Source organism: Lysobacter oculi (assembly GCF_003293695.1).
GTDB lineage: Bacteria > Pseudomonadota > Gammaproteobacteria > Xanthomonadales > Xanthomonadaceae > Solilutibacter > Solilutibacter oculi.
Window position 1 is genome coordinate 2,555,107 of record NZ_CP029556.1, and the last position, 22,982, is coordinate 2,578,088.

Here is a 22,982-nt window from a genome sequence, read left to right on the forward strand (position 1 = left end):
CTGCCCGCTTATGGACGATGCCGGTCAGCTGTGAGTGATTCGCGGTGACGGCCCTGCCTGCTCCGGCAGCAGCGGTGGAGTGCTCAGCCGCAAAGGCACCTGGGTACTTGCAGCCTGCTGCTCATGCCACTGGCGGGTACTCCGTTCGACGCTGAGCTGGTTGGTGGGCTCGACATCCACATAGCCGATCTTTCGCAGAGAGCCCGCCTCGTCATTGCGCTCAAGCGCGAACAGGCGACGGCCATCCTGACTCACGCAGATCGTGTCGAGTGAGGTGAGATGCGGGGATGCCGCGACAAGAGCGGCCGCCTGACGCTCCGTCCAGTTGCCGGACATCTGCTCCGGGGTGATGGCCAATGCCGATAGGGACCGGAACGCCTGCATGTACCGCTCGTGTGCCGGATGAGCCGGGTCCCGCATGTCGATGCGCCCGACGGATTCGGCACTGGAAACTTTCCGGCTGGAGATCCGACCGAGATGGATCTCGCCTTGATCGAGCGCCTTCATGGCGGCTGGGGTCAGTCTCCCTTGCCAGTATTCCGTTGCATCACCGCGTTCCTTCAGATGCTTGGTGCCGCCATTGATGGCGCGGGTAGCCGCGCGCACATCGTATTGCAGGCCTTTTGCCGCGACGCGCTCCCGCCAGAAATGAATGGCGATGCCGGCAGCGACTTCCCTGTCCGCGGCAAGATCGGGGCGGGCTTCCAATGCCAACCCCATTTCGAGCGCCGCGCGCCGGTAATTCGCCCTGCCGGTCAGCTGCACATAGCCGCGGCCATGGAACCGCCAGCCATCCCCGGGCTCCGTATTCCCCAAGTTGTTCGCGCCCCATTTGCCGCCATACATCGCGTTCGCGATCACCACCGCCCCACCACGCGTGATGGCCTTCGCTTCGTCGAGCCGATCCATGCCATTCCGGCCGGGGAACACCTCAAGCAAACGGGCCGGGCGGTAGTTCAGGTTCTCGTGCATGCTGCGGAAGCCGGCGGACTCCACCTGCATCTGGCCCATGAACGCCGCCAGTTCCTTCGCATCCCGAATGCCACCCCGGTACGCACGAAGAAGCAGGTAGTCGCGGTTGTTGAGCGCTTCGGCAGGAATGGGACGTTTCATTTTCCGGCCTCCCGCTTCGCCGGCAGACCGTGGCGGGCGATGTCCTTGTCCTCGGCCAGCCCGGACACCATCGCGGCCACACGTTCGCCTTCATCCTCAACCACGCTTCCCGTCACGCAGGGCATGGCTGCATCGACTGTCCCGCTGCCGGGTTCGGTGCGGATATAGCCCTGATCCTCAAGGCCCTCCGAACCCGAAATGGAATACAGGAGGTGCTTCTTCCCATCCGCTGCGAAGGAGTAGACGTAGCCGCCGGTATTGCTCGCGAAGCCCAGGAATGTCCGCCTGAGTTGCGAAACCGGGATCGTGGCGGGTGCGGGCTTGTCGTTGGTGGGTGCAGCCTGCGTCCCATCGCGGAAGTAGAAGGCGGCTTCGGGTCCGGGGCCGTGGACAAGGCAGAGCGAGACCCCTCGGTGGCCGCGCAGTTCGCAGGAGAAGATCACGCCATCGCCAGCTGCGCATCCGGTCTGGGAAATGATGGGTCTAACCGGAGCCGGCGGGTGCGTGTCGGTTTGGGCGATGGCGGCCGTGCTGGATGTGGCGACGTGCGCCTTCGGGGCATGACAGGCAGAAAGCGCCAGCACGGTGCTGGCGGTGAGGAGGTTAATGCGGAGCATCGGGGGAACCTTTGATGGCGTCGCAGCCGATCTTTCTGCGCTGGCCGGCATGCGTCCATCGGATTAACCCGCGCGTTCCGCCACCTGCTTTCATTTGTCGAAGGCCAAGGTGATCATCGGCCGATGCACAGCGACGACATCCTCATCCTCGGCGGCGGCCACAACGGTCTGGTCTGCGCGGCCAATCTGGCGGCGGCCGGCCTCAAGGTCCGCATCCTCGAACGCCGCGGCATCGTCGGTGGCGCGGCGGTGACCGAGGAATTCCATCCCGGCTTCCGCAACTCGGTGGCCAGCTACACGGTGAGCCTGCTTGACGGCGGCGTGTTGCGCGACCTGCGCCTGGCCGAACATGGCCTGCGCATCGTCGAGCGGCCCTACGCCAACTTCCTGCCGCTGCCGGGCGGCGATGCCTTCCGCTTCGGCGGCGCGCATACCGAAGCCGGGATCGCCCGCTTCGCGCCGAACGACCTGCCGCGCTGGGCCGACTACAACGCCATGCTCGACCGCGTCGTCGGCGTGCTGCGCGAACTCGTCCACCTCACCCCGCCCAACATCGGCGAGCGCATCGGCTTCGCGGACTGGCTCGGCTCGTACGCGGTGGCGAAACGGTTGAAGCATCTCGACCTGCGCGGCCGCCGCGACCTCCTCGACCTGATGACCAAGTCCGCCGGCGAAGTGCTGGACAGCTATTTCGAAGGCGAGCCGCTGAAGGCCGTGCTCGGCTGGGATTCGATCGTCGGCAACTTCGCCTCGCCGTACACGCCGGGCAGCGCCTACGTGCTGCTGCATCACCTGTTCGGCGGGGTGAACGGCAAGCCCGGTGCGTGGGGCCACGCGATCGGCGGCATGGGCGCGATTACCGGCGCCATGCGCGCCGAGTGCGAGGCGCGTGGCGTCGCCATCGAGACCGGTGCCGAAGTCGCCGAACTCATCGTCGAAGATGGCCGCACGGTCGGCGCCGTCACCGCCGATGGCCGCGAATTCCGTGCCCGCGCCGTCGCCTCCAACCTCAATCCCAAGCTGCTCTACCAGCGCATCGTTCCGCCGCAGCATCTCGATGACGACACCCGGCAACGCATCGCCGCCTATCGCTGCGGCTCCGGCACCTTCCGCATGAACGTCGCGCTGTCCGAGCTGCCGGATTTCACCGCCGCGCCCGGCACGCAACTGCAGCCGCATCACCAGAGCGGCATCCTGGTCGGCCACTCGCTGGCCTATTTCGAGCAGGCGTATTTCGATGCAAAATCCCGCGCGTACAACGCCGGCTGGGCGCGCGCGCCGGTGGTGGAAGTGGTGATTTCCTCCACCCTCGACGACACGCTTGCGCCGCCCGGCCAGCACGTCGCCAGCCTGTTCTGCCAGCAGGTCAACCCGCAGGTCGAGGGCGGCTGGGATGCGCACCGCGACACCGTGGCGAAACTGATGATCGATACCGTCGATGCCGTCGCGCCCAATTTCGCGCGCAGCGTGCTCGGCTACGAGGCGCTCAGCCCGCTGGACCTGGAACGCCGCTTCGGGCTGGTCGGCGGCGACATCTTCCACGGTGCGCTCGGCCTCGACCAACTCTTCAGCACGCGCCCGCTGCTCGGCCAGGCGAACTATCGCGGCGCATTGCCGGGGCTCTATCTCTGCGGCTCGGGCAGCCACCCCGGCGGCGGCGTCACCGGATTGCCCGGACGCAACGCCGCGCGGGAAATCCTGCGCGACCGCCGCAGCTTCAAATAATTGAACCGGCCTGTTCTGTTTTGCAGTGCAGCGTGCAATCGTCCTAACGCTTCTTTCACGATGGGGCCGCTTCCGACGTGGGGGAGGGAGCACCACCCGCCAGTGGCCCTGCCGCTGGCGGGTTTTTCATGCCCGCGCGATGCCGATGCCGCTTCGCCCCTGCATGCCATCATCTCGGGATGGATGACGCTTTGGATGCCTTCGCCGACCGCGCACTGACCCGGCTCGACCTGCCGCCGGGGCTGGATGACGCGGCGATGGCGAAGCTGCATCGCCTCGCCATCGCCAGCGATTTCGCGCTCGATGTGCTGCAGCGACAGCCGGCGCTGCTGGCCCATCTGCTCGCCGATGACGGCGCCGAAGCCACATCGCCGCCCCATCTCGATGCCGACAACCGCGCCGACTGGCCGACCCTGTTGCGGCGCTGGCGCGTGGCCGAATCGACCCGGCTGATCTGGCGCGACGTGCAAGGTCTCGATTCGGTGGAAGCCACCCTGCGCGGCACCACCCGGCTGGCCGAGCAATGCCTGCAACTCGCGCTGGCCGCGCTGGAAACCGACTTCGCCACGCGTCACGGCGTGGTCCGCGATGCGCAGGGCGACGAGGTGCGGCTGGTGGTGTTCGCGCTCGGCAAGCTCGGCGGCGGCGAATTGAACTTCAGCTCCGACATCGACCTGGTCTACGGCTACGAACACGACGGCGAGAGCGACGGCGCGCGCGCGTTGCCGGCGGAAACCTACTTCGCGCGGCTCGGCCAGCAGCTGGCGAAGCTGTTGGACGAAGTGACGGCGGACGGTTTCTGCCACCGCGTCGACCTGCGCCTGCGGCCCTACGGCAATGCCGGGCGCGTGGCGTGGTCGTTTGGCGCGTTGGAGCTGTACTTCCAGCGCGAGGGCCGCGACTGGGAGCGTTATGCGTGGCAGAAGGCGCGACCCGTGGCGGGTGACATCGCGGCGGGCGAGCGTTTCCTCGACCTGCTGCAGCCCTTCGTCTATCGCAAGTACCTCGACTTCGGCGCGCTCGAAGGCCTGCGCGAGATGAAGGCGCTGATCAGCGCGGAAGTCGCGCGCAAGGACATGGCCGGCGACATCAAGCGCGGGCCCGGCGGCATCCGCGAGATCGAATTCCTGGTGCAGGCGTTGCAGCTGATCCGCGCCGGCCGCGAGCCCGCCCTGCAGCGGCGTGGCCTGCTGGCCTCGCTCGCGGCGCTGGTGGAGGCAGGGCAGATCGAGGCCGATACCGGCCGCCGACTGGCCGAGAGTTACCGCTTCCTGCGCCGGCTGGAGAACCGCCTGCAGATGCTGCGCGATGCGCAGGTCTATGCCTTGCCGGAAGACGCGCCGACGCAGGCGCGGCTGGCCACCGGGCTGGATTTCGAGGGCTGGCCGGCGCTGCTCGCCGCGATCGACGCGGTGCGCGCGCAGGTCTCCGGCGAGTTCAACGCGCTGCTGGCGAAGCGGCAGAAACACCACAAGCCCGACGCGTTGAAGGACTACTGGAAACTGCTGCCCGAAGGCGGTGATGTCGCGGTGCTGGCCGATGCCGGTTTCGATGACGCCACCGCGCTCGATGCGCAGCTGCGGGATTTCCTGCGCGGCGCGAATGCGCGGCAGGCGTCGGACATCGGGCGGGCACGGCTGGACCGGGTGATGCCGGCGCTGATCGCCGCCTGCGCCAGCGCCTCGCAGCCGGACGAAGCGCTGCGCCGCGTGCTGGCGATGGTGCAGAACATCCTGCGCCGCAGCAGCTACCTCGCACTGCTGGACGAGCAGCCGCAGGCGTTGGCGAGGCTGGTCGGCGCGTTGTCGAAGAGCGCATTGCTCGGCGAAAGGCTGGCGCGTTATCCCTTGCTGCTGGACGAACTGCTCGACAGCCGCGGTGCCGGCGCCATCCCCGATATCGACGCCATGCGCGACGCCTGCGAAGCCGCCACCACGCAGGCCGAAGGCGACATCGACCATGCCCTGCGCCTGCTCAACGAGACGCGGCAGGCGATCAGTTTCCGCATCGCGCTGGCCGCGCTCGACGGCCTGCAACCGGCCGCCGACAGCACCCGGCAACTGGCGGACCTGGCGGACGCGGTGATCGAACAGGTGCTCGACATCGCCAGCGACGAACTGCGCGCGGCGCATGGCGCGGTGCCCGACGCGCGTTTCGCCGTGCTCGGCTACGGCAGCCTGGGCGGGCGCGAACTCGGCTTCGGTTCCGACCTCGACCTGGTGTTCCTGTACGACGCGCCCGCCGATGCGCAGTCCGATGGCCGCCGCCCGCTGGAGGCGCAGCGCTGGTTCGCGCGGCTGGCGCAGAAGATCGTCGGCTACCTGCATGCGCCGACCGCCGCCGGCCGCCTGTTCGACGTCGATGTGCGCCTGCGCCCGGATGGCAGCAAGGCGATGCTGGTCTCGACCATCGGCAGCTTTGCCGACTACCAGCGCGAGCGTGCCTGGACCTGGGAGCGGCAGGCGCTGGTGCGCGCACGCTGCGTGGCGGGTGACGATGCGCTCTGCGCCGGCTTCGAGCAGGTACGCGCCGATGTATTGGCGATGCCGCGTGATGCCGATGCGTTGCGCGATGAAGTGGCGGCGATGCGGCAGCGGATGCGCGCCGAACTCGATCGCAGCGACGCGCGCGTGCTCGACCTCAAGCAGGGCGAGGGCGGGCTGGTCGATCTGGAATTCCTGCTGCAGTACCTGGTGCTGCGCGAGGCCGCGATGCATCCCGGCATGACCGGCCCGCGTGCCAGCGAAGCGCTGATCGCGGTGATGGCGGATGCGGGCGTCATGCCGCGCGATGAAGCCGATGCGCTGATCACCGCCCATGGCGTGCTGCTGGAAGCCGGGCTGCGCTGCACGCTCGACCGTCGACGCCGGCTCGGCGAACGCGAAGGTGCGGTGGAAGCGGCGGCGGCGGTGATCGTGGCGGCCACGCGGCGGCACGGGTTGGCATTCGATGCGCCGCCGGTGGATGCCGGGTGAGGGTTGGGGCTGCCGATCCAGCGCTGACGCGAAAGCGCGGCCTGAAGCCAGCGCATCCAACCTCAACCCGCCGTCATCCCCGCATCCCGCAGCCACTGCTTCAACACTTCCGCCACCCGCGCGGTTTCGCGCAGCGGCGTGACCTCGAACGCGGCGATGCCATCGCCCAGCGGCCGCACGCGCCCACTTGCGATCAATGCATCGTGGAAGGCCTTCGGGCGCCCCTGCAGCCGTTCGCCACCGAACACGAAGACCGGCGCCTGCGTCGCGCAGGCCTCCGACAGCATGTTCACCGAGTCGGCGCTGCAGACGATGGCATCGGCCCAGCCCAGCAGCCCGCGATAGGGGTTGGCGCCATCGGTTTCGTCGCACCAGGCCAGCGCGAGGTCGCTTCGGCGCAGCGCATCGCGCCAGGCCGTCGGCGTGCGTCGGGAAGCCGTCGCCAGCAACGCGCCGCCTTCGCCATGCAACTGCGCCTGCAGGCGCGCGAGCATGTCCGCGAAGCCGGCATCGTCCATCGCCCAATGCCGGCTGGGCCCGCCGACCAGCAGGGCGACGCGCGGCGCGGCGAAGCCGGCGAAGGCCGGGAAATCGCGGCGGGCCTGCGCCAGCCAAAGATCATCGACCTCGTTCAGGCTGCCGAGCATCGGGATGACGTTGTTGCCGGACAGCCCATCGTGCAGCGGCGCGATGACGCGGTCCCAATGGCGTGGCGCGATGCGCGGGTCGAGGATCTGGATGACGCGGCTGCCGGCGCCGCGCAGCAGGCGGGTTGCGAGCGCGGCCTGCCGGCCGCAGCCGATGGCAAGACGCGGCGGCTTCGACAACACCTGCGCGAAGTCCGTGCCCAGCGCGCGACCGGCGCCGGGAAAGCGCCGTGGCGACCACGCGCGTGCCGCCCAGTCCGGAAGCAGCTCGATGTGCGGCGCAGCGCCGTGCCCGAGCGCATGCGCCAGCGCCTCGGCCTGGCGGCGGTTGCCGGCATGGCCATCGGTCAGGCAGAGCACGTCGGGCGATCGTTCCATCCGTATGACTTTCCGTTGTGAATCACGGCGATTGTTGCCGAAGTTGGCACACTACAATTCGTGTTCATCCTCATCGATGCCCACGTCCATGTTCAATGCCCTAGATGATGTCACCCTCGACCAGTTGTTCCGCACCGCGCGTACCTATAACGCGTTCTCGGGCGAGATCGACGACGCCACCCTGCACCGGCTCTACGACCTGCTGAAGTTCGGCCCGACCGCCGCCAATGGCTCGCCGGCGCGCTTCCTGTTCATCCGCTCGCCCGAGGCCAAGGCCCGGCTGGCCCCGCTGATGGACGAAGGCAACCGCGCCAAGACGCTGGCCGCGCCGGTGACCGTCGTCGTCGCCCACGACCTCGACTTCCACGAAAAGCTGCCGTTGCTGTTCCCGCATACCGATGCCAAGGCCTGGTTCGAAGGCCCGCGCGACAACCGCCAGGTGCCGGCGTTCCGCAACGGCTCGCTGCAGGGCGCCTACCTGATCATGGCCGCGCGCGCGCTGGGGCTGGATACCGGGCCGATGTCGGGCTTTGACGCCGCCGGCATCGACGCCGAGTTCTTCGCCGGCACGCACTGGAAGTCCAACTTCCTGGTCAACCTGGGCAAGGGCGACCCGGCCAGCATCTTCCCGCGCAGCCCTCGACTTCCCTTCGACGAAGCCTGCCGCATCGTCTGACTTCCGCACTGCCTCCCCCACGGCCGGAGAAATCCCCCATGAAGCGCCTGTTCCTCGCATCCGCCCTGCTGCTCGCCACGCTGCCCGCGCTGGCCGCCAAGCAGGATTACGCCATCGACCCCAGCCACACCATGGTGCTGGCCAGCTGGAGCCACTTCGGTTTCTCCAACCCCATGGCCAACTTCGGCGGCGCCAGCGGCACGATCAGTTTCGATGACGCCAGGCCGGCCGAGTCCAGCGTCAAGGTGGAGATCCCGATCGCCCAGCTCGACAGCTTCGTGCCCGAGCTCGACACGCATCTGAAGGGCAAGGATTTCTTCGATGCCGAGCGGTTCCCGACCGCCACCTTCACCAGCACCGAGGTGATCGCCCAGGGTGACAACCGCTTCGAAGTGCGCGGCACGCTGACCCTGCGCGGCGTCAGCAAGCCGGTGGTGTTGAACGCGGTGCTGAACAAGCGTGGCCTGCAGCCGATGCTGGGCAAGCAGAGCATCGGGTTCGATGCGACGGCGGCGATCAAGCGCAGCGACTTCGGGATCAGCAAACACGTGCCGATGGTCGGCGACGTGGTGACGCTGCGCATCACCACCGAAGCCCACGCAAAGTGAGCGCGCGATGATCATCGAGCGCCCTTCGGCCGGGCGTGGCCGCGTGGATGACGGCGGCCTGGACAGCCGGCACACGTTCTCGTTCGGCCACTACCACGACCCGCAGTGGATGGGCTTCGGCCCGCTGCGGGTGATCAACGAGGATCGCCTGCAGCCGGGCGCCGGCTTCGCGCCGCATCGCCATGCCAACATGGAGATCATCAGCGTGGTGATCGCCGGGGCGCTGGCGCATGCCGACAGCACCGGCAACGAAAAGCTGCTGCGGCCGGGCGAGGTGCAGTGGATGAGCGCCGGTCACGGCATCGAGCACAGCGAATACAACGGCGATCCGTCCGCCGTCACCCACTTCCTGCAGATCTGGATCCAGCCCGACCGCGTCAACGCGGCGCCGGCCTATGCGCAGCAGGCGTTCCCGCGTTCGGCGCGGATCGGGCGCTGGGTGACGTTCGTGTCGCCGGACGGCGCGGACGGCAGCATCGGCATCCGCCAGCAGGCGTGGATGCGCGGCAGCGTGCTGCCGGCCGGCGAGCGCATCACTGCGACGCTCGATCCGGCGCGTCGCTACTGGCTGCAGGTGGTGGCGGGCGATGTCACCGCCCACGGCATCAGGCTCACCGCCGGCGATGCGCTGGGGTTTGTGGATGAGGAGGGCGAACTCGCCATCCACGCCGATGTCGGCGAAGGCAACGAAGCCGAACTGCTGCTGTTCGACCTGCCGCGCTGAGCGAAGGGCTCAATGGGTCGAGGCGGCCTCCGCCTCGGCTTCGACCAGCAACTGCGCCACGTGGCGATGGCCGCGCGTCTGGTGGGCGTGCGCCCCGACATCGGCTTCAGCCCATGCGGATGCGGGGAAGGCGCGCAGGTCGGCGGGCTGTGCATCGCCGCATTGTGCGATGCGCCGGTAGAATTGCGCCATGTCCACGCCGAGCCACGCGCCATGACCGACGCCCCTCCGTTCCAGGCCAATGCCCAGCGCGAGTACGAGGTGCGTCGCGCCGAGCTGCCGCTGTCCTGCCCGCAGCCGTCGATGGCGCTGTGGAATTCGCATCCGCGCGTGTACCTGCCGATCGAGGCCGACGGCGGCCACGCCGAGTGCCCTTATTGCGGCGCGAAGTACCGGCTGATCGACTGACGCCGCGCCCGCATGGGCCGCCGCCTGACCGTGGTGCAGCTGCTGCCGGCGATGGAAGCCGGCGGCGTCGAACGTTCAACGCTTGAGATCGCCGAGGCGCTGGTCCGCGCCGGGCATCGCGCCATCGTGGTGTCGAAGGGCGGCCGGCTGCTGCCGGCGCTGCAGGCCACCGGCGCCGAGCACATCCAGCTCGACATCGGCGCCAAGTCCTTCGCCACGCTCGCCCGTGCCGGCGCGCTGCGACGCATTTTGGTGGATGCCGGCGCCGACATCGTCCACGCGCGTTCGCGGCTGCCGGCGTGGCTGGGTCGCTGGGCCCTGCGCGGCATTCCCGAAGCCAGCCGCCCGCGCTGGGTCACCACCATGCACGGGCTCAATTCGCCTTCGCGCTACAGCGCGGTGATGGCCAGCGGCGAACGCGTCATCTGTGTCTCGCGCGCCGTCCGCGACTACCTGCTGCGGCATTACCCGCGCACCGATCCGGGCAGGTTGCGGGTGATCGAACGTGGCATCGACCCGGCGCGGTTCCCGCGGCGGGCGGCGGTGGATCGTCCGGCGCGCGCGCTGTTGTCGATGTCGCATCCCGAGCTGGCCGGCGACGGGCCGCTGCTGCTGCTGCCGGGGCGCGGCACGCGGCTCAAGGGGCATGCCGATGCGCTCGCGCTGCTCGCCGCCCTGCGCGGCGGCGGCCTGGATGCGCGGCTGTGGATGCCGGGCGCGCGCGAAGCCGGCCGCGAGGCCTACCTGGCCGAACTCGAAACCGAAGCCGACCGCCTCGGCGTGCGCCACGCGCTGGCGATGACCGCGCCGACCGCCACCATCGCCGAAGCGTTCGCGATGAGCGATCTGGTGCTGCAGCTCTCGCGCAAGCCGGAAGCGTTCGGCCGCACCGTCATCGAAGCACTCAGCACGGGCGTGCCGGTGGCGGGTTGGGCGCACGGCGGCGTCGGCGAACTGCTGGCCGAACTGCAGCCGCAAGGCGCGGTGGCGCCCTTTGACATGGACGCACTCGCCGACCGCGCGACCGTGCTGCTGCGGCAGCCGCCGGAGCCGCCCGCTAACATGCCCTACACCCTGCAGCGGATGCAGGACGCCACCCTCGCCGTCTACGACGAACTCGCATGAACCCTGCCGCGCCCGCTTCCACCGATCACGACACGCCCGTCGGCTGGCGCTGGGCGCCTGCCTGGGTGCTGGCCTATGCGGTGCTGTGGCCGGCCTCGCGGGTGTCGGAGGCGGTGCTCTCGCTGGGCGCGTTGATGGCGCTGTTCCTGCTGGGCAAGGCGCGTTTCCGCGCCGGCAACCGGCTGCTGAGTTCCGGCGCGTGGGCGCTGACCACGGCGCTGTTCTTCGCCTACTGGCTGCCGCAGCTGTTCTCCACCTTTGATGCGGCGGACCCGCGCGGCGCCATCCTCAAGACGCTGGCCGGGCTGCGCTACCTGCCGTTCCTGTGGCTGGTGGCGATCGCCGTGGCCACGCAGGCCGGGCGACGGATCGTGTTCGGCGGCATCGCGGTGTTGCTGGCGGTGTGGTCGGTCGACCTGCTGCTGCAGGCGATTTCCGGCCACAGCGTGCTCTTTGATGCGCTGGACGCGCTGTACCGCGCGGTCAAGCACGGCAAGGGCATCTGCGAAGGGCAGGCGGCGCGCGGCTTCGATCGGTTCAATGGCATCTTCGGCACCTGCAACCCGGTGCTGGGCGTGGTGCTGGCCAGCTTCTCGCCGTTCCTGCTGTTCGCCGCGCATCGTCGCTGGGGCGCGAAGGGCTGGCTGGTCGCGTCCTTCCTGGCCGGCACCGCCATCCTGCTGGCCGGCTCGCGCGCCAGCTGGTTGACCTACGGCCTGGTCCTGCTGGTCTCCGGCTGGCATGTGCTGGGCTGGAAGCGGCTACTCGGCCTGTTCGCCGCCGGCGTGCTGGCGCTCGGCCTGTTGTCGATGGTGTACGCGCCGCTGGGCGACCGCATTGAACGTACCGCGCAGGTGCTGCGCGGCACCGATCAGGGGGTGGATGCCGCCTTGTCCGGGCGCGGCAAGATCTGGGGCGCGGCCGGCTGCATGATCCGCCAGCACCCGGTCAACGGCGTCGGCGTGCGCGATTTCCGCGAGGCCTATCCCGCCTGCGACCCCAGTCCCGGGCTGAAGCCGGCCTGGGGCGAGGGCCCGGCGCTGCACGCGCACCAGCTGCTGCTGGAAATCCTCTCGGAGACCGGCGTCATCGGCCTGCTCATGTGGCTGGCCGGCGCGGCGCTGGCGTGGCGGGCCTGGCGCTATGCCAGTGCGGAGGCCAAGCGCCGCGCGCGCCCGGCGATGCTGGCGCTGGCCGTCACCGTATTCCCCTTCAACACCCACCTCGCGTTCTACGGCAGCTTCTGGGGTGGCGTGACTTTGCTGCTGGCGGCTCTTTACGCCGGCAGCCTGCTGGCACGCGACGAGCCCGCCGCGTGACATCGCGCGAGCCGCTGTCGGCGGTCGTCACCACCTTCGACAACGCCGCCACGCTCGACCGCTGTCTCGCCAGCCTGGCGTTCTGCGACGAGATCGTGGTGCTGGATTCCGATTCCACCGACGCCACCCGCGACATCGCCGCCGCGCACGGCGCCCGCATCTTCATCGAGCCGTTCATGGGCTACGGGCCGCAGAAGCAGTCGGCCATCGACAAGGCCACCCACGACTGGGTGCTGCTGCTCGATGCCGACGAGGTGATGAGCGACGCCGGCCGCCTCGCCATCGAACGGGAACTGCGCGCTCCGCGTGCCGACGGCTACCGCCTGCCGCGCCAGGAATGGCTGTTCTGGCGCTGGCCGCACCCGGCCACGCGCGGCAACCGGCAATTGCGGCTGTTCCGCCGTTCGATGGGCGCGATGAACGCCGTGCCGGTGCATGCCGCGCCGGAAACCCGTGGCCGCCGCCTCGACCTGGACGCGCCGTTCCGCCACCACGGCGAGGCCGAAATCGCGGTGCGGGTGGACAAGGTCAACCGCTATTCCAGCGGGCTGGTCGAACACGTGCGTGGCAAACAGCGGCGCTTCATCGGGCTGCGGCTGCTGGTCCAGCCGACGCTCGCCTTCCTCAAGCTGTATGTCGGCAAGCGCTACTTCCTGAACGGCTGGGCTGGCTTCTTCGCGGCGAAAACACAGTCGTTCTACGTCTTCCTCAAGTACGCCAAGCTGTTCGAAGCCGGGCGCAAGCGCGGCGCTCAACCCTTCGAGTAAAGCGACACGCCATCGGGTTGACGCTTGAAGCGGCGGTGGATCCACAGGTATTGCGAAGGCGCCTCGCGGACCATCGCCTCGATCGCCGCGTTGACCCGCGCGCTGTCGGCGGCGGCATCGTCGGTGGGGAAAGGGGTCAGAGGCGGCGCGATGCGCAGCACGTAACGATCCCCTTCGCGGCGATGGAAGAACGGCACCACCGCACAACCACTGATCCGCGCCAGCTGGTGGGTGGCGGTGATGGTCGATGCCGGGATGCCGAAGAACGGCGCGAACACCGTGTCCTTGCCGCGCATGTCCTGGTCCGGCGCGTACCAGAGGAAACCGCCGCGCTTGAGATGGCGGATCGCGCCGCGGATGTCGTCGTTGCCGAACATCGCCGTGGCATAGCGCAGGCGGCCGCGCAGCACCGCCCATTCCAGCACCGGGCTGCGGTGCCTGCGGTACATGCCGGCCAGTTCAACGTGGTCGCAGAGCAGGCGGCCGCACATCTCCAACGTCATGAAATGGCCGGAGACCATCAGCACGCCGCGGCCTTCCGCCTGCAGCGCACGCAGGTGTTCCAGCCCTTCGATCTGCACGGTGCGGCGCATCGGCGTGATCGAGCCCCACCACGCGCGCGCGAATTCGAACAGGCCGATGCCGAGGTCGCGGAAGCTGGCATCGCGCAACGCATCGCGTTCGGTTGCGGGCATGTCGGGGAAAGCGAGTTCCAGGTTGCGCGTCGCCGCCTGCCGCCGGTCCTTCAGCACGCGGCCGAGCAGGGCGCCGAGCGGCGCACCGATCGCGCGCTGCAGCGGCCAAGCCAGCCGCGCCAGCAGCACCAGCGCGGCCATCAGCCCCCACATCGGCCAATGGCGGGGCGCGAGCAGGGCGCTGGGCAGCGGCGGCGGGTGTTCGGCGGGCATGCGGGGATTCTAAGCGGCGGCATCGCGCGGGCGGCCGGCGGGCTTCCTTTATCCTTGCGTGGATGAAGCCCGACCTCACCGAACGCCTGCTGCGCGGCCTGTATTCGCTCGCGCTCTACGCGTTGCTGCCGGTGACGATCTACCACCTGGTCTGGCGCGGCTTCCGCCATCCCGCCTATCTCTCGCGCTGGAACGAGCGCTACGCGCGCTATGGCGATGCGCCCGCGTTCGCGCCGGGCGAAGACGGCACGCTCTGGGTGCATGCGGTATCGGTGGGCGAAGTCGCCGCCGCCGCCGCATTGGTCAATGCCCTGCTCGCGAAATACCCGCAGCGCCGGCTGGTGGTGAGCTGCATCACCCCGACCGGTTCGGACCGCATCCGCGCGCTGTGGGGCGACCGCGTCGAACACGTCTACCTGCCTTACGACCTGCCGGGCGCTGTCGGGCGCTTCCTCGCCCGTTACCGGCCGGCGCAGGCGCTGATCATGGAAACCGAGCTGTGGCCGAACCTGCTGTTCGGCTGCCGCGACCGCGGCATCCCGGTGTCGATCCTCAACGCGCGGCTGTCGGCGCGATCGTTGCGCGGCTACCAGGTGCTGGCGCCGCTGGTCTCGCGCGCGCTGGCCACCGTGGCGCATGTCTGCGCGCAGACCGAGGCCGATGGCAGGCGCTTCCTGGTGCTGGGCGCGCGTCCGGAGGCGGTGGCCGTCACCGGCAACCTGAAATACGACGTGGAGGCGATGGGGGATGCCGGCTTCGTCGAAGCCTTCCGCCGCCATGCCGGCACGCGCCGGGTGTGGATCGCCGCCAGCACCCATCCCGAGGAAGAACTGCCGGTGCTGCTCGCGCATCGACGCCTGCGCCGGCACTGGCCGGACGTGCTGCTGCTGTGGGCGCCGCGCCATCCCGAACGCTTCGGGCCGGTCACCGAGCGCCTGCGCAGCGCCGGCCTGCGTACCGCCAGCCGCGCCGCCGACCGCTGGCCGGAGCGCGACGACACGGCATTCGTCATCGACACCCTCGGCGAACTGCCGGCGTTCTTCGCCGTCAGCGACGTCGCCTTCGTCGGCGGCAGCCTGCAGGACATCGGCGGCCACAACCTGCTGGAACCGGCGGTGGCCGGCGTGCCGGTGGTGACCGGGCCGCATCTGCACAACTTCACCGACATCGCCCGTGGCATGCGCGAGGCCGGCGCGATGCGGGTGGTGGAATCGGGCGATGCGCTGTCGGATGCGCTCGATGCGCTGCTCGACAACGCGGCCGAGCGGCAGCGGATGGGCGAAGCCGGCCTGCGGCTGGCCGAATCCGGGCGCGGCGCACTGGCGCGGACGCTGGCGGCGGTCGGGCTGTAGCGCCTGGAACGAAGCCGCATCGCCCTCCCATCCTGCAAATAAAAAACGCCGGGCGAACCCGGCGTTTTCCATGTGGCGCGATGCTGGATTCAGCGGCGGATGCGCGGCGTCTGTCCGGCCGGTACGGTCAGCAGGCGGTTGATGTCCTGCACGTCGGAGATGTCGAGGGTGCCGGCGGCCTGCTCCAGCAGCAGCCGGCTCTGCAGGTAGTTGTACTTGGCCTGCGAATACGCCTGCTGGGCGTTGAACAGGTTCTGCTGGTTCAGCAGCACGTCGATGACGGTGCGGGTGCCGACCTCCAGCCCGACCTGCGAGGCCTCGTAGGCGCTCTGCGCGGCGACCAGCGCCAGGCGGCGCGCTTCAACCGCGCTGATGCCGGCCGACAGCGACTGGTAGGCGCTGCGGGTGCTGCGTTCCAGGCCGCGCTTCTGCTGTTCCAGCTGCTGCTCGGCGACGTCGCGCTGGGCCACGGCCTGGCGCACGCGCGACTGGGTGGCGAAACCGTCGAAGATCGGCACGCGCAGCGCCAGCGTGATGCTCGGGCCGCGGCCGCGGCCATCACTGTCGAAGCCCTGGCCGCTGGCGATGTCCACGCTGCTGTTGGTGCGCGAGATGCCGTAGCTGCCGCTGGCGCTCAAGGTCGGCAGGTAGCCGGCGCGGGCGGTGCTGATGCCTTCCTCGGCGGCTTCGACGCGGGTGTGCTGCGCGGTCAGCGCCGGGTTGTTGGCGATAGCGCGGGCCACCCAGGCGTCGGCGCCGCCTTCGGCGGGCAGCTGCGGCTTGAAGTCGTCCGGCAGCGCCATCAGGCTCTTGACCGGCTGGCCGGTGATCTCGGCCAGCGCCTGGTAGGCGTCCTCCAGCGCGTTGCGCTGCAGGATGGTGTTGGCGCGCGCGCCTTCGTACTGGGCGCGGGCCTCGTGCTGGTCGGTGATCGGCGCCAGGCCCACTTCGAGGCGCTTGCTGGCGAAGTCGAACTGCTTCTTCAGCGCGGCTTCCTGCGCCTCGGCGGCGGACAGGGTTTCCAGCGCGACGAGCACGTTGAAGTAGGCCTGCGAGGTACGGGTGATCAGCTGGTCGCCGGTGGATTCCAGCTGCAGCTCGCCGGCGCGGGTGTTGAGCTTCTGCGCGCGGTGCTGGCTGAAGAGGCCGGCATTGAACAGCACCTGGTCCACGCCGATGTTGGCCGAGCGGCTGGTGCTGTCGGTGGTGCGTTCGCCGCCGCTGAAGATCTGGCCGGTGACCGGGTCGTACTGCGGCTGGCCGGACTCGCTGGTCTGGCGCTGGCGGGTGATGTTGGCGCCGCCGTTGACCTGCGGCAGGAACTGCGCGCGGGTCTGTGCCTCGCCCTCGGCGGTGGCGCGCTGGCCGGCTTCGGCGGCGGCCAGCTGCGGGTCGCTGGTGCGCGCGAGCTGATAGGTCTGCAGCAGGTCCTCGGCGTGGGCGGCGGCCGGCAGCAGAACGATCGACAGGGCAAGGGCAAGCGGGCGCAGGCGCATCGGCAATCCTTCGGGAAACGGGTTCGCGCCAGCCCGGGGGCCGACGGCGCGGGTTACAGGACGAATCGGGGCGCGGGTTCGCCGCCGACGAGATAGGGGAGGTCGGTTTCGAACAACGATTCGGCACGCGGTGCGTTGACATCGCCCCGCACCAGGGCGGCTTCCATCACCGGCGACTGGCCATGGATGACGAACAGGCGGCCGTTCGGCGCCAGCCATTCCAGGAAGCGTGCCGGGATTTCGGCGACCGCGCCGGTGACGCAGACCGCGTCGTAGCGCTCAGCGGTATTCCAGTTGAACGCATCGGCGGCTTCGACCGTGGCGTTGGCGATGCCGTGCGTGGCCAGGCGCGCGCGGGCGGCGTCGGCCATGGCGGGATCGATTTCCAGGCTGTGCACCGAAGCGCCGAGCTGGGCCAGGCAGGCGGTCAGGTAGCCGCTGCCGGTGCCGATCTCCAGCACGCGGTCGGTGTCGGCGATGGCGAGCGCCTGCAGCGTGCGGCCTTCCACCACCGGCTTCATCATGAATTGGCCGTGGCCCAGCGGCAGCGACAGGTCGGCATAGGCCAGCTCGCGGTGGGCGGCATCGACGAAGGCCTCGCGCGGGGTGCGGCCGATGACCACCAGCACGCGCGGGTCGAGCACGTCCCACGGGCGAACCTGCTGTTCGACCATGTTCTCTCGGGCTTGGGCGTAATTGATCGTCATGGCTTGCGTTCAACGGAAGGGGCCGGCATTTTATCCCGGCATGACGGGCAGGATGCCCGGGCGGCGGCGGCGGATTGAGTGCCGGAAGTCATCGGGCCGAAGGTCACGGCGCGGCTCATGCACGATCCGGCCGATGGGCGCGGAGGAAGAAGTCGACCACGCTTTCCAGATGGCGCTCGATCGCGGCGTCGTCCGGAAGCTCCGGGTGGCCGATCATCAGGCGCGCATGCGGCTCGCCCTTGAGCAGCACGAAGAAGTGCGCGGCGGCCATATGGCAGTCGTCGATCGCCAGTTCGCCGGCCTCGACGCGCCGGCCCAGCAGTTCCGTCAGCCCGGCCTGCACGCGCGCCGGACCGGCTTCCCAGAACAGCCGGGCCATGTTGGGCGACAGCCCGTTGGGCGCGCACAGCATGCGATGGCCGGCCACCGCCTGCGGGCAGCTGACCATGGCGTAGAAGGCCCGGGCGATGTCGAGCAGCCGCTCGCGCAGCGGCACCTGCGGCAGCGGGTCGAACAGCTGCATCGGCATTTCCTGCTCGCAGTGCGCCCGCACGGCGGCGGCGAGCAGGCCGTCCTTGTCGCCGAAATGGCTGTAGACGGTGAGCTTGGAGACATCGGCCGCCTGCGCGATCTGGTCCATGCTGACGCCATCGAAACCGTGTTCGGCGAACAGATGCTTGGCGGCTTCGAGCACGGCGGCGCGCTTGGCCGGGTCCTTCGGACGGCCGAGCGTGGGGCGGGCGGTGGGCAGGGCATTCATGCCCACAATAATAAACCGATTGGTTCTTTAAATTGGGCGACCGCACCCGCTCGGTTCAGCCGGGCCGGTCAGAGCAGGTGGGCGGCGGCCGCGTTGACCGGGCTGACATAGGCGGTCGCGTCCAGCCCGGCATCCAGAAAACCCTGGCGCATCGCCGGCGCGGCGGCTTCGGCTGCGGCGCGGCTGGCGAACCATGCAAACGTGCTCGGCCCGCCGCCGGAGATGCTGGCGCCCAGCGCGCCGTGGTCGAGCGCGGCCTGCTTGACCCGCGCGAAGCCCGGGATCAGCCCGGCGCGGCGCGGCTCGACCAGCACGTCGCGCAGGCCTTCGCCGATCATCTCGATGTCATCGCGGGCCAGCCCGGTCAGGAACAGCGCCAGCGCGGTGGACTGGGCGACGAAATCCGCCAGCGGGTAGGGCGCCGCCAGCACGGCGCGGGCGGTGCGGGTTTCCAGCACCCGCGCGGGATGGACCACGACCGCGTGCAGTGATGCCGGCGCGTGCAGGCGCAGCAGGCGGCTGGGCGTGGCCAGCGCGACACCGCCGAGCAGCATCGGGCCGACGTTGTCGCCCTGGTGGCTGCGGGTGGAGACGTACTCGCCTTCCAGCGCGTGCGGATAAAGCGATTCGCGCGCCAGCGGCGCGTCCAGCAGGGCATTGGCCGCGACCAGCGCCGCCACCGCCGAGGATGCCGAACCGCCGAGCCCGGAGCCGAGCGCGATGCCCTTGTCCAATTCGACTTCAAACCCGAACGGCAGCATCAGCGCCTCGCGCAACGATTCCAGCGCGCGGCCGGCGGTGTTGCCGGCGCTGTCCAGCGGGATGCGGTCGATGCCGGCGCCTTCGCCCCCAATGCGGACGATGCGGACTTCGGGCGTGTCGATGCGGCGCACCGTGGCGACATCGCCGATCCCGTCCACCGCGTGGCCCAGCAGGTCGAAGCCGACGCCGATGTTGCCGACGCTTCCGGGTGCGCGGGCACGGGCTTGGCGGGAGGATGGCGACATGCGCGGGCGGGCCGGAAGCGGGGAAGGCCGCCAGATTAACGCGGCGCCGGCTCGCGTCGGCCCGGGCCGCGTGTTCCAATGGCGCCTGAAGCGGGGGTACCGGCGACGGTTGAGATAGACCCTTCGAACCTGATGCGGGTGATGCCGCCGTAGGGAAGCTTCGCAGCACGCCACGCGTGCGCGCCGCCGCTTCGTCCGCGCTGCCTTGATCTCCAACACGGTGTCATCCACCCACGCGCGCCGCGCGGGACGACACGGAAATCGCCGCAGCACCGCTTTTGTTTTGCGACTAGGAAGCCGCCGATGAATGCCGTGCCCGCCACCGACCTGCAGCGCCAGGCCGAAGAACTCTCCGCCGAGGTCACCCGCCCGATCCCGGGCTCGCGCAAGATCCATGTCGAAGGCAGCCGCGCCGACCTGCGCGTGCCGATGCGCGAAATCGTGCTGACGAAAACGCCGACCCTGTTCGGGGGCGAGGACAACGCGCCGGTCACCGTCTACGACTGCTCCGGCCCGTACAGCGATCCGGACGCGGCCATTGATCTGTCGATGGGCCTGCCGGCGCTGCGTGCCGCATGGATCGCCGAGCGCGGCGACACCGAGGCGTTGCCCGGCATCACCAGCGAATTCGGGCGCGCGCGCGAACACGATCCGAAGCTCGCGCACGTGCGCTTTCGCAACCGGCCGGCGCCGCGCGTGGCCAAGGCCGGCGCCAACGTCAGCCAGATGCATTACGCGCGTCGCGGCATCGTCACCCCGGAAATGGAATTTGTCGCGATCCGCGAGAACCAGCGTCTGGATGCCGTGCGCGAGGCACATCTGCTGAACCAGCATCCCGGCCACGATTTCGGCGCGAACATCCAGAAGATCATCACCCCGGAATTCGTGCGCGACGAAATCGCCCGCGGCCGCGCCATCCTGCCGAACAACATCAACCACCCGGAAAGCGAGCCGATGATCATCGGCCGCAACTTCCTCACCAAGATCAACGCCAACATCGGCAACAGCGCGGTGTCGTCGGGCATCGCCGAGGAAGTGGAGAAGCTGGTCTGGGCGATCCGCTGGGGCGCGGACACGGTCATGGATCTCAGCACCGGCAAGCACATCCACGAAACCCGCGAGTGGATCATCCGCAATTCGCCGGTGCCGATCGGCACGGTGCCGATCTACCAGGCGCTGGAAAAGGTCGATGGCCGCGCCGAGGAACTCAACTGGGAGATCTTCCGCGACACCCTGATCGAGCAGGCCGAGCAGGGCGTGGACTACTTCACCATCCATGCCGGCGTGCTGCTGCGCCATGTGCCGCTGACCGCGAAGCGCGTCACCGGCATCGTCTCGCGCGGCGGTTCGATCATGGCGAAGTGGTGTCTCGCGCATCACAGGGAAAACTTCCTCTACACGCACTTCGAGGACATCTGCGAAATCATGAAGGCGTATGACGTCGCCTTCTCGCTGGGCGATGGCCTGCGTCCGGGTTGCATTGCCGATGCCAACGACGCCGCGCAGTTCGGCGAACTCGAAGCGCTCGGCGAGCTGACCAGGATCGCGTGGAAGCACGACGTCCAGACCATGATCGAAGGCCCCGGCCATGTGCCGATGCAGCTGATCAAGGAGAACATGGACAAACAGCTCGCCGAATGCGGCGAGGCGCCGTTCTACACGCTGGGGCCGCTGACCACCGACATCGCGCCGGGTTACGACCACATCACCTCGGCCATCGGCGCGGCGATGATCGGCTGGTACGGCACGGCGATGCTCTGCTACGTGACGCCGAAGGAGCACCTGGGCCTGCCGAACCGCGAGGACGTGCGCGAAGGGATCATGGCGTACAAGATCGCCGCGCATGCCGCGGACCTTGCGAAGGGCCATCCCGGTGCGCAGGTGCGTGACAACGCGTTGTCGAAGGCGCGTTTCGAATTCCGTTGGAGCGACCAGTTCCACCTCGGCCTCGACCCCGAGCGCGCGATGGAATACCACGACGAGACCATGCCGAAGGAAGCGCACAAGTCCGCGCATTTCTGCAGCATGTGCGGCCCGCATTTCTGTTCGATGCGGATCACCCAGGACGTGCGCGACTACGCCGCCGAGCAGGGCATCAGCGAGGAAGAAGCGCTCAAGGCCGGCATGGAGGCGAAGTCCGCCGAGTTCCGCGAAGCCGGCGCGCAGGTCTACCACGCCGAATGACGCCGCGCGGCGCTAGCATCGCGGCATGAAACTGCCTTCGCCCTCGCTCAAGCCGTTCGTCCACTTCCTCGCCGGACTGCGGCGCTCGCCATCGCGCGCGCTGCTGGTGGCGCAGGCGTTGGCGCTCGTGCTGTACCCGTTCGCGATGGACAGCCGTGCCGGCCACCTGTTCGCCACGCTCATCAGCGTGGGCGTGCTGTACATGGCGGTGCGCATGGTGCGGCAGTCCCCGCGCGAGGCGTGGCTGGCCGCGGTATTCGCGGTGCTGGGGGTGGTGTTCTGGTAGGTGCATGCCAGCAACGGCGCGGACTGGGTGGGCGTGACCGGCGCGCTCTTCTACGCCGCGGCCTACCTGTATTCGGCGTGGGCGCTGATCGCCTACATGATGCAGGACGACCAGACCACGGTGGACGAGATGTGGGCCGCGGGCGCGACCTTCATGCTGTTCGTCGAAGCCTATGCGTGGCTGTTCATGGCCCTGCAGATCGTGCAGCCGGGCGCGTTCTCGGCACCGGGCGCGGCGCCGGAATCGATGCGCCACTGGATGGAGCTGGTGTTCCTGTCGGGCACCAATTTCTCCGCCACCGGCCTGTCCGACATCGTGCCGGGCACGCCCCATGCGCGGATGCTGCTGCTGATCGAGCAGTGGAACGGCGTGATGTATCTCGCCATCGTGGTGGCGCGCCTGGCCGGGATGCTGAAGCCGACGCCCGCAAGCAAACCGTGAATCCGGGCCAACGCGGATCGCGTGGATACCCGGTATTCAAGTGATGTTGCAGGCCGCGGCCTACACTCGGTTCAAACCCCGGGGGAACCGCCCATGAACATCCGAAGCCTGAAATCTCTCCGCGTCTGGTTCGTCGCCGCGCTCGCGCTGGTCGTGCTGGCCGCCTGCGCCACCGGCCCGCGCGTACGCACCGACTACGACCCGGGCGCCAACTTCGCCCAGTACCGCACGTGGGGCTGGTACTCGCCCATCGCCATGGAACAGTCCGGTTATTCGAGCTGGATCAGCGAACGCATCAAGGCCAACGTGCAGCGCGAAATGGAAGCGCGCGGCTACCGCTACGACGCCAAATCGCCCGACCTCAAGGTCAATTTCCAGGCGGTGGTTCAGGAGCGCAGCGATGTCTATTCGATGCCGCGTTCGGACATCGCCTGGCTCTACAGCTATCGCGCCCGCAGCTACGTCGCGGTGCCGTTCTGGTACGACGAGACCACGGTGAGCCGTTACACCGAAGGCACGTTGACCGTGGATCTTGTCGATGCCGCCAGGAACCGCATGGTCTGGACGGGGGATGCGATCGGTCGCGTGGTGCGTCGCAATCCCGAGCAGCGCGCCGCCGACATCGATGCCTCGGTCATCGCGATCTTCGCCAAGTATCCGTACAGCGCCGGCAGTGGCCAGCCGCTGCCCCTGCCGGGTCGCTGAGTCCGCATCGTCATCCAGCAGAAAGCCCCGCCAATGGCGGGGCTTTTTATTGGC

The 22,982-nt window shown here is 69.1% G+C and carries 23 protein-coding genes and 1 riboswitch; of the genes, 14 read left to right on the forward strand and 9 right to left on the reverse strand.

What is annotated here, in order from left to right:
* Positions 1 to 24: 24 nt before the first annotated feature.
* On the reverse strand, positions 25 to 1,113 hold the full coding sequence (locus tag DCD74_RS12250; RefSeq protein ID WP_112927538.1) for an XVIPCD domain-containing protein: 1,089 nt from the start codon (positions 1,111 to 1,113) through the stop codon (positions 25 to 27).
* Positions 1,110 to 1,730: a hypothetical protein gene (locus tag DCD74_RS12255; RefSeq protein ID WP_112927539.1), complete on the reverse strand. Its 621-nt coding sequence runs from the start codon at positions 1,728 to 1,730 to the stop codon at positions 1,110 to 1,112. Before DCD74_RS12255 ends, DCD74_RS12250 begins: the two co-directional genes overlap by 4 nt.
* A gap of 123 nt (positions 1,731 to 1,853) precedes the next feature.
* Between DCD74_RS12255 and DCD74_RS12260 the strand changes: the two genes are divergently transcribed.
* Together DCD74_RS12260 and glnE are read left to right on the forward strand one after the other, a co-directional pair.
* Complete coding sequence (locus DCD74_RS12260; RefSeq protein WP_112927540.1) at positions 1,854 to 3,455, forward strand: phytoene desaturase family protein; 1,602 nt, start codon at positions 1,854 to 1,856, stop codon at positions 3,453 to 3,455.
* A 179-nt stretch (positions 3,456 to 3,634) separates the two neighbouring features.
* Entirely contained in the window at positions 3,635 to 6,430 is a 2,796-nt protein-coding gene (glnE, locus tag DCD74_RS12265; RefSeq protein WP_112927541.1) for a bifunctional [glutamate--ammonia ligase]-adenylyl-L-tyrosine phosphorylase/[glutamate--ammonia-ligase] adenylyltransferase, read from the forward strand.
* Between the two features lie 62 nt (positions 6,431 to 6,492).
* Here the strand turns inward: glnE and DCD74_RS12270 are convergent, their stop codons facing one another.
* Positions 6,493 to 7,455 (reverse strand): mitochondrial fission ELM1 family protein, encoded by a 963-nt coding sequence (locus DCD74_RS12270; protein ID WP_112927542.1) that lies wholly within the window; start codon positions 7,453 to 7,455, stop codon positions 6,493 to 6,495.
* Positions 7,456 to 7,543: 88 nt separating this feature from the next.
* On the opposite strand from DCD74_RS12270, the gene DCD74_RS12275 reads away from it, so the two are divergent.
* Genes DCD74_RS12275 through DCD74_RS12285 form a run of 3 tightly spaced genes read left to right on the forward strand, consistent with a single transcriptional unit; the run spans position 7,544 to position 9,463 of the window.
* Positions 7,544 to 8,131: a malonic semialdehyde reductase gene (locus tag DCD74_RS12275; RefSeq protein ID WP_112927543.1), complete on the forward strand. Its 588-nt coding sequence runs from the start codon at positions 7,544 to 7,546 to the stop codon at positions 8,129 to 8,131.
* A 38-nt stretch (positions 8,132 to 8,169) separates the two neighbouring features.
* Positions 8,170 to 8,739 carry a YceI family protein gene (locus DCD74_RS12280; RefSeq protein ID WP_112927544.1) on the forward strand — a complete coding sequence of 190 codons (570 nt, stop codon included), beginning with the start codon at positions 8,170 to 8,172 and terminating at the stop codon, positions 8,737 to 8,739.
* A 7-nt stretch (positions 8,740 to 8,746) separates the two neighbouring features.
* Positions 8,747 to 9,463 (forward strand): pirin family protein, encoded by a 717-nt coding sequence (locus DCD74_RS12285; RefSeq protein ID WP_112927545.1) that lies wholly within the window; start codon positions 8,747 to 8,749, stop codon positions 9,461 to 9,463.
* 9 nt (positions 9,464 to 9,472) lie between these two features.
* Here the strand turns inward: DCD74_RS12285 and DCD74_RS12290 are convergent, their stop codons facing one another.
* Positions 9,473 to 9,655: a hypothetical protein gene (locus tag DCD74_RS12290; RefSeq protein ID WP_112927546.1), complete on the reverse strand. Its 183-nt coding sequence runs from the start codon at positions 9,653 to 9,655 to the stop codon at positions 9,473 to 9,475.
* A gap of 21 nt (positions 9,656 to 9,676) precedes the next feature.
* Between DCD74_RS12290 and DCD74_RS12295 the strand changes: the two genes are divergently transcribed.
* Genes DCD74_RS12295 through DCD74_RS12310 form a run of 4 tightly spaced genes read left to right on the forward strand, consistent with a single transcriptional unit; the run spans position 9,677 to position 13,082 of the window.
* Positions 9,677 to 9,871, forward strand: a complete 195-nt coding sequence (locus DCD74_RS12295) for a zinc-finger domain-containing protein (protein ID WP_112927547.1) — start codon at positions 9,677 to 9,679, stop codon at positions 9,869 to 9,871.
* A gap of 12 nt (positions 9,872 to 9,883) precedes the next feature.
* Positions 9,884 to 10,996 carry a glycosyltransferase gene (locus DCD74_RS12300; protein WP_112927548.1) on the forward strand — a complete coding sequence of 371 codons (1,113 nt, stop codon included), beginning with the start codon at positions 9,884 to 9,886 and terminating at the stop codon, positions 10,994 to 10,996.
* Positions 10,993 to 12,315, forward strand: coding sequence for an O-antigen ligase family protein (locus DCD74_RS12305; RefSeq protein WP_112927549.1), 1,323 nt, complete (start codon positions 10,993 to 10,995; stop codon positions 12,313 to 12,315). Before DCD74_RS12300 ends, DCD74_RS12305 begins: the two co-directional genes overlap by 4 nt.
* A complete protein-coding gene (locus DCD74_RS12310) occupies positions 12,312 to 13,082 on the forward strand; it encodes a glycosyltransferase family 2 protein (RefSeq protein WP_112927550.1) in 771 nt (256 codons plus the stop codon). Before DCD74_RS12305 ends, DCD74_RS12310 begins: the two co-directional genes overlap by 4 nt.
* Here the strand turns inward: DCD74_RS12310 and lpxL are convergent.
* Complete coding sequence (gene lpxL / locus DCD74_RS12315; protein ID WP_112927551.1) at positions 13,067 to 13,990, reverse strand: LpxL/LpxP family Kdo(2)-lipid IV(A) lauroyl/palmitoleoyl acyltransferase; 924 nt, start codon at positions 13,988 to 13,990, stop codon at positions 13,067 to 13,069. The genes DCD74_RS12310 and lpxL overlap by 16 nt on opposite strands.
* Before the next feature lie 62 nt (positions 13,991 to 14,052).
* On the opposite strand from lpxL, the gene waaA reads away from it, so the two are divergent.
* On the forward strand, positions 14,053 to 15,342 hold the full coding sequence (gene waaA / locus DCD74_RS12320) for a lipid IV(A) 3-deoxy-D-manno-octulosonic acid transferase (protein ID WP_112927552.1): 1,290 nt from the start codon (positions 14,053 to 14,055) through the stop codon (positions 15,340 to 15,342).
* An 89-nt stretch (positions 15,343 to 15,431) separates the two neighbouring features.
* Here waaA and DCD74_RS12325 read toward each other — a convergent pair whose 3' ends face one another.
* The 4 genes from DCD74_RS12325 to DCD74_RS12340 all read right to left on the reverse strand — a co-directional run bounded on the left by DCD74_RS12325 (position 15,432) and on the right by DCD74_RS12340 (position 19,312).
* Positions 15,432 to 16,838: a TolC family outer membrane protein gene (locus DCD74_RS12325; protein ID WP_112927553.1), complete on the reverse strand. Its 1,407-nt coding sequence runs from the start codon at positions 16,836 to 16,838 to the stop codon at positions 15,432 to 15,434.
* A gap of 53 nt (positions 16,839 to 16,891) precedes the next feature.
* Positions 16,892 to 17,545: a protein-L-isoaspartate O-methyltransferase family protein gene (locus DCD74_RS12330; RefSeq protein WP_112927554.1), complete on the reverse strand. Its 654-nt coding sequence runs from the start codon at positions 17,543 to 17,545 to the stop codon at positions 16,892 to 16,894.
* A 115-nt stretch (positions 17,546 to 17,660) separates the two neighbouring features.
* Positions 17,661 to 18,305: a TetR/AcrR family transcriptional regulator gene (locus DCD74_RS12335; RefSeq protein ID WP_112927555.1), complete on the reverse strand. Its 645-nt coding sequence runs from the start codon at positions 18,303 to 18,305 to the stop codon at positions 17,661 to 17,663.
* A gap of 68 nt (positions 18,306 to 18,373) precedes the next feature.
* The gene (locus DCD74_RS12340; protein ID WP_112927556.1) at positions 18,374 to 19,312 is read right to left on the reverse strand and encodes a homoserine kinase; all 939 of its coding nucleotides are present in this window, start codon (positions 19,310 to 19,312) and stop codon (positions 18,374 to 18,376) included.
* Positions 19,313 to 19,394: 82 nt separating this feature from the next.
* Positions 19,395 to 19,486, forward strand: a riboswitch (TPP riboswitch).
* A gap of 129 nt (positions 19,487 to 19,615) precedes the next feature.
* On the opposite strand from DCD74_RS12340, the gene thiC reads away from it, so the two are divergent.
* The 4 genes from thiC (at position 19,616) to DCD74_RS12360 (ending at position 22,928) form a co-directional block, all read left to right on the forward strand.
* Positions 19,616 to 21,496: a phosphomethylpyrimidine synthase ThiC gene (gene thiC, locus DCD74_RS12345; RefSeq protein WP_112927557.1), complete on the forward strand. Its 1,881-nt coding sequence runs from the start codon at positions 19,616 to 19,618 to the stop codon at positions 21,494 to 21,496.
* 25 nt (positions 21,497 to 21,521) lie between these two features.
* Positions 21,522 to 21,782 carry a hypothetical protein gene (locus DCD74_RS12350; protein ID WP_112927558.1) on the forward strand — a complete coding sequence of 87 codons (261 nt, stop codon included), beginning with the start codon at positions 21,522 to 21,524 and terminating at the stop codon, positions 21,780 to 21,782.
* On the forward strand, positions 21,783 to 22,223 hold the full coding sequence (locus tag DCD74_RS12355) for an ion channel (protein WP_112927559.1): 441 nt from the start codon (positions 21,783 to 21,785) through the stop codon (positions 22,221 to 22,223).
* A 93-nt stretch (positions 22,224 to 22,316) separates the two neighbouring features.
* Positions 22,317 to 22,928: a DUF4136 domain-containing protein gene (locus DCD74_RS12360; RefSeq protein ID WP_112927560.1), complete on the forward strand. Its 612-nt coding sequence runs from the start codon at positions 22,317 to 22,319 to the stop codon at positions 22,926 to 22,928.
* The last annotated feature ends 54 nt before the right edge of the window (positions 22,929 to 22,982 follow it).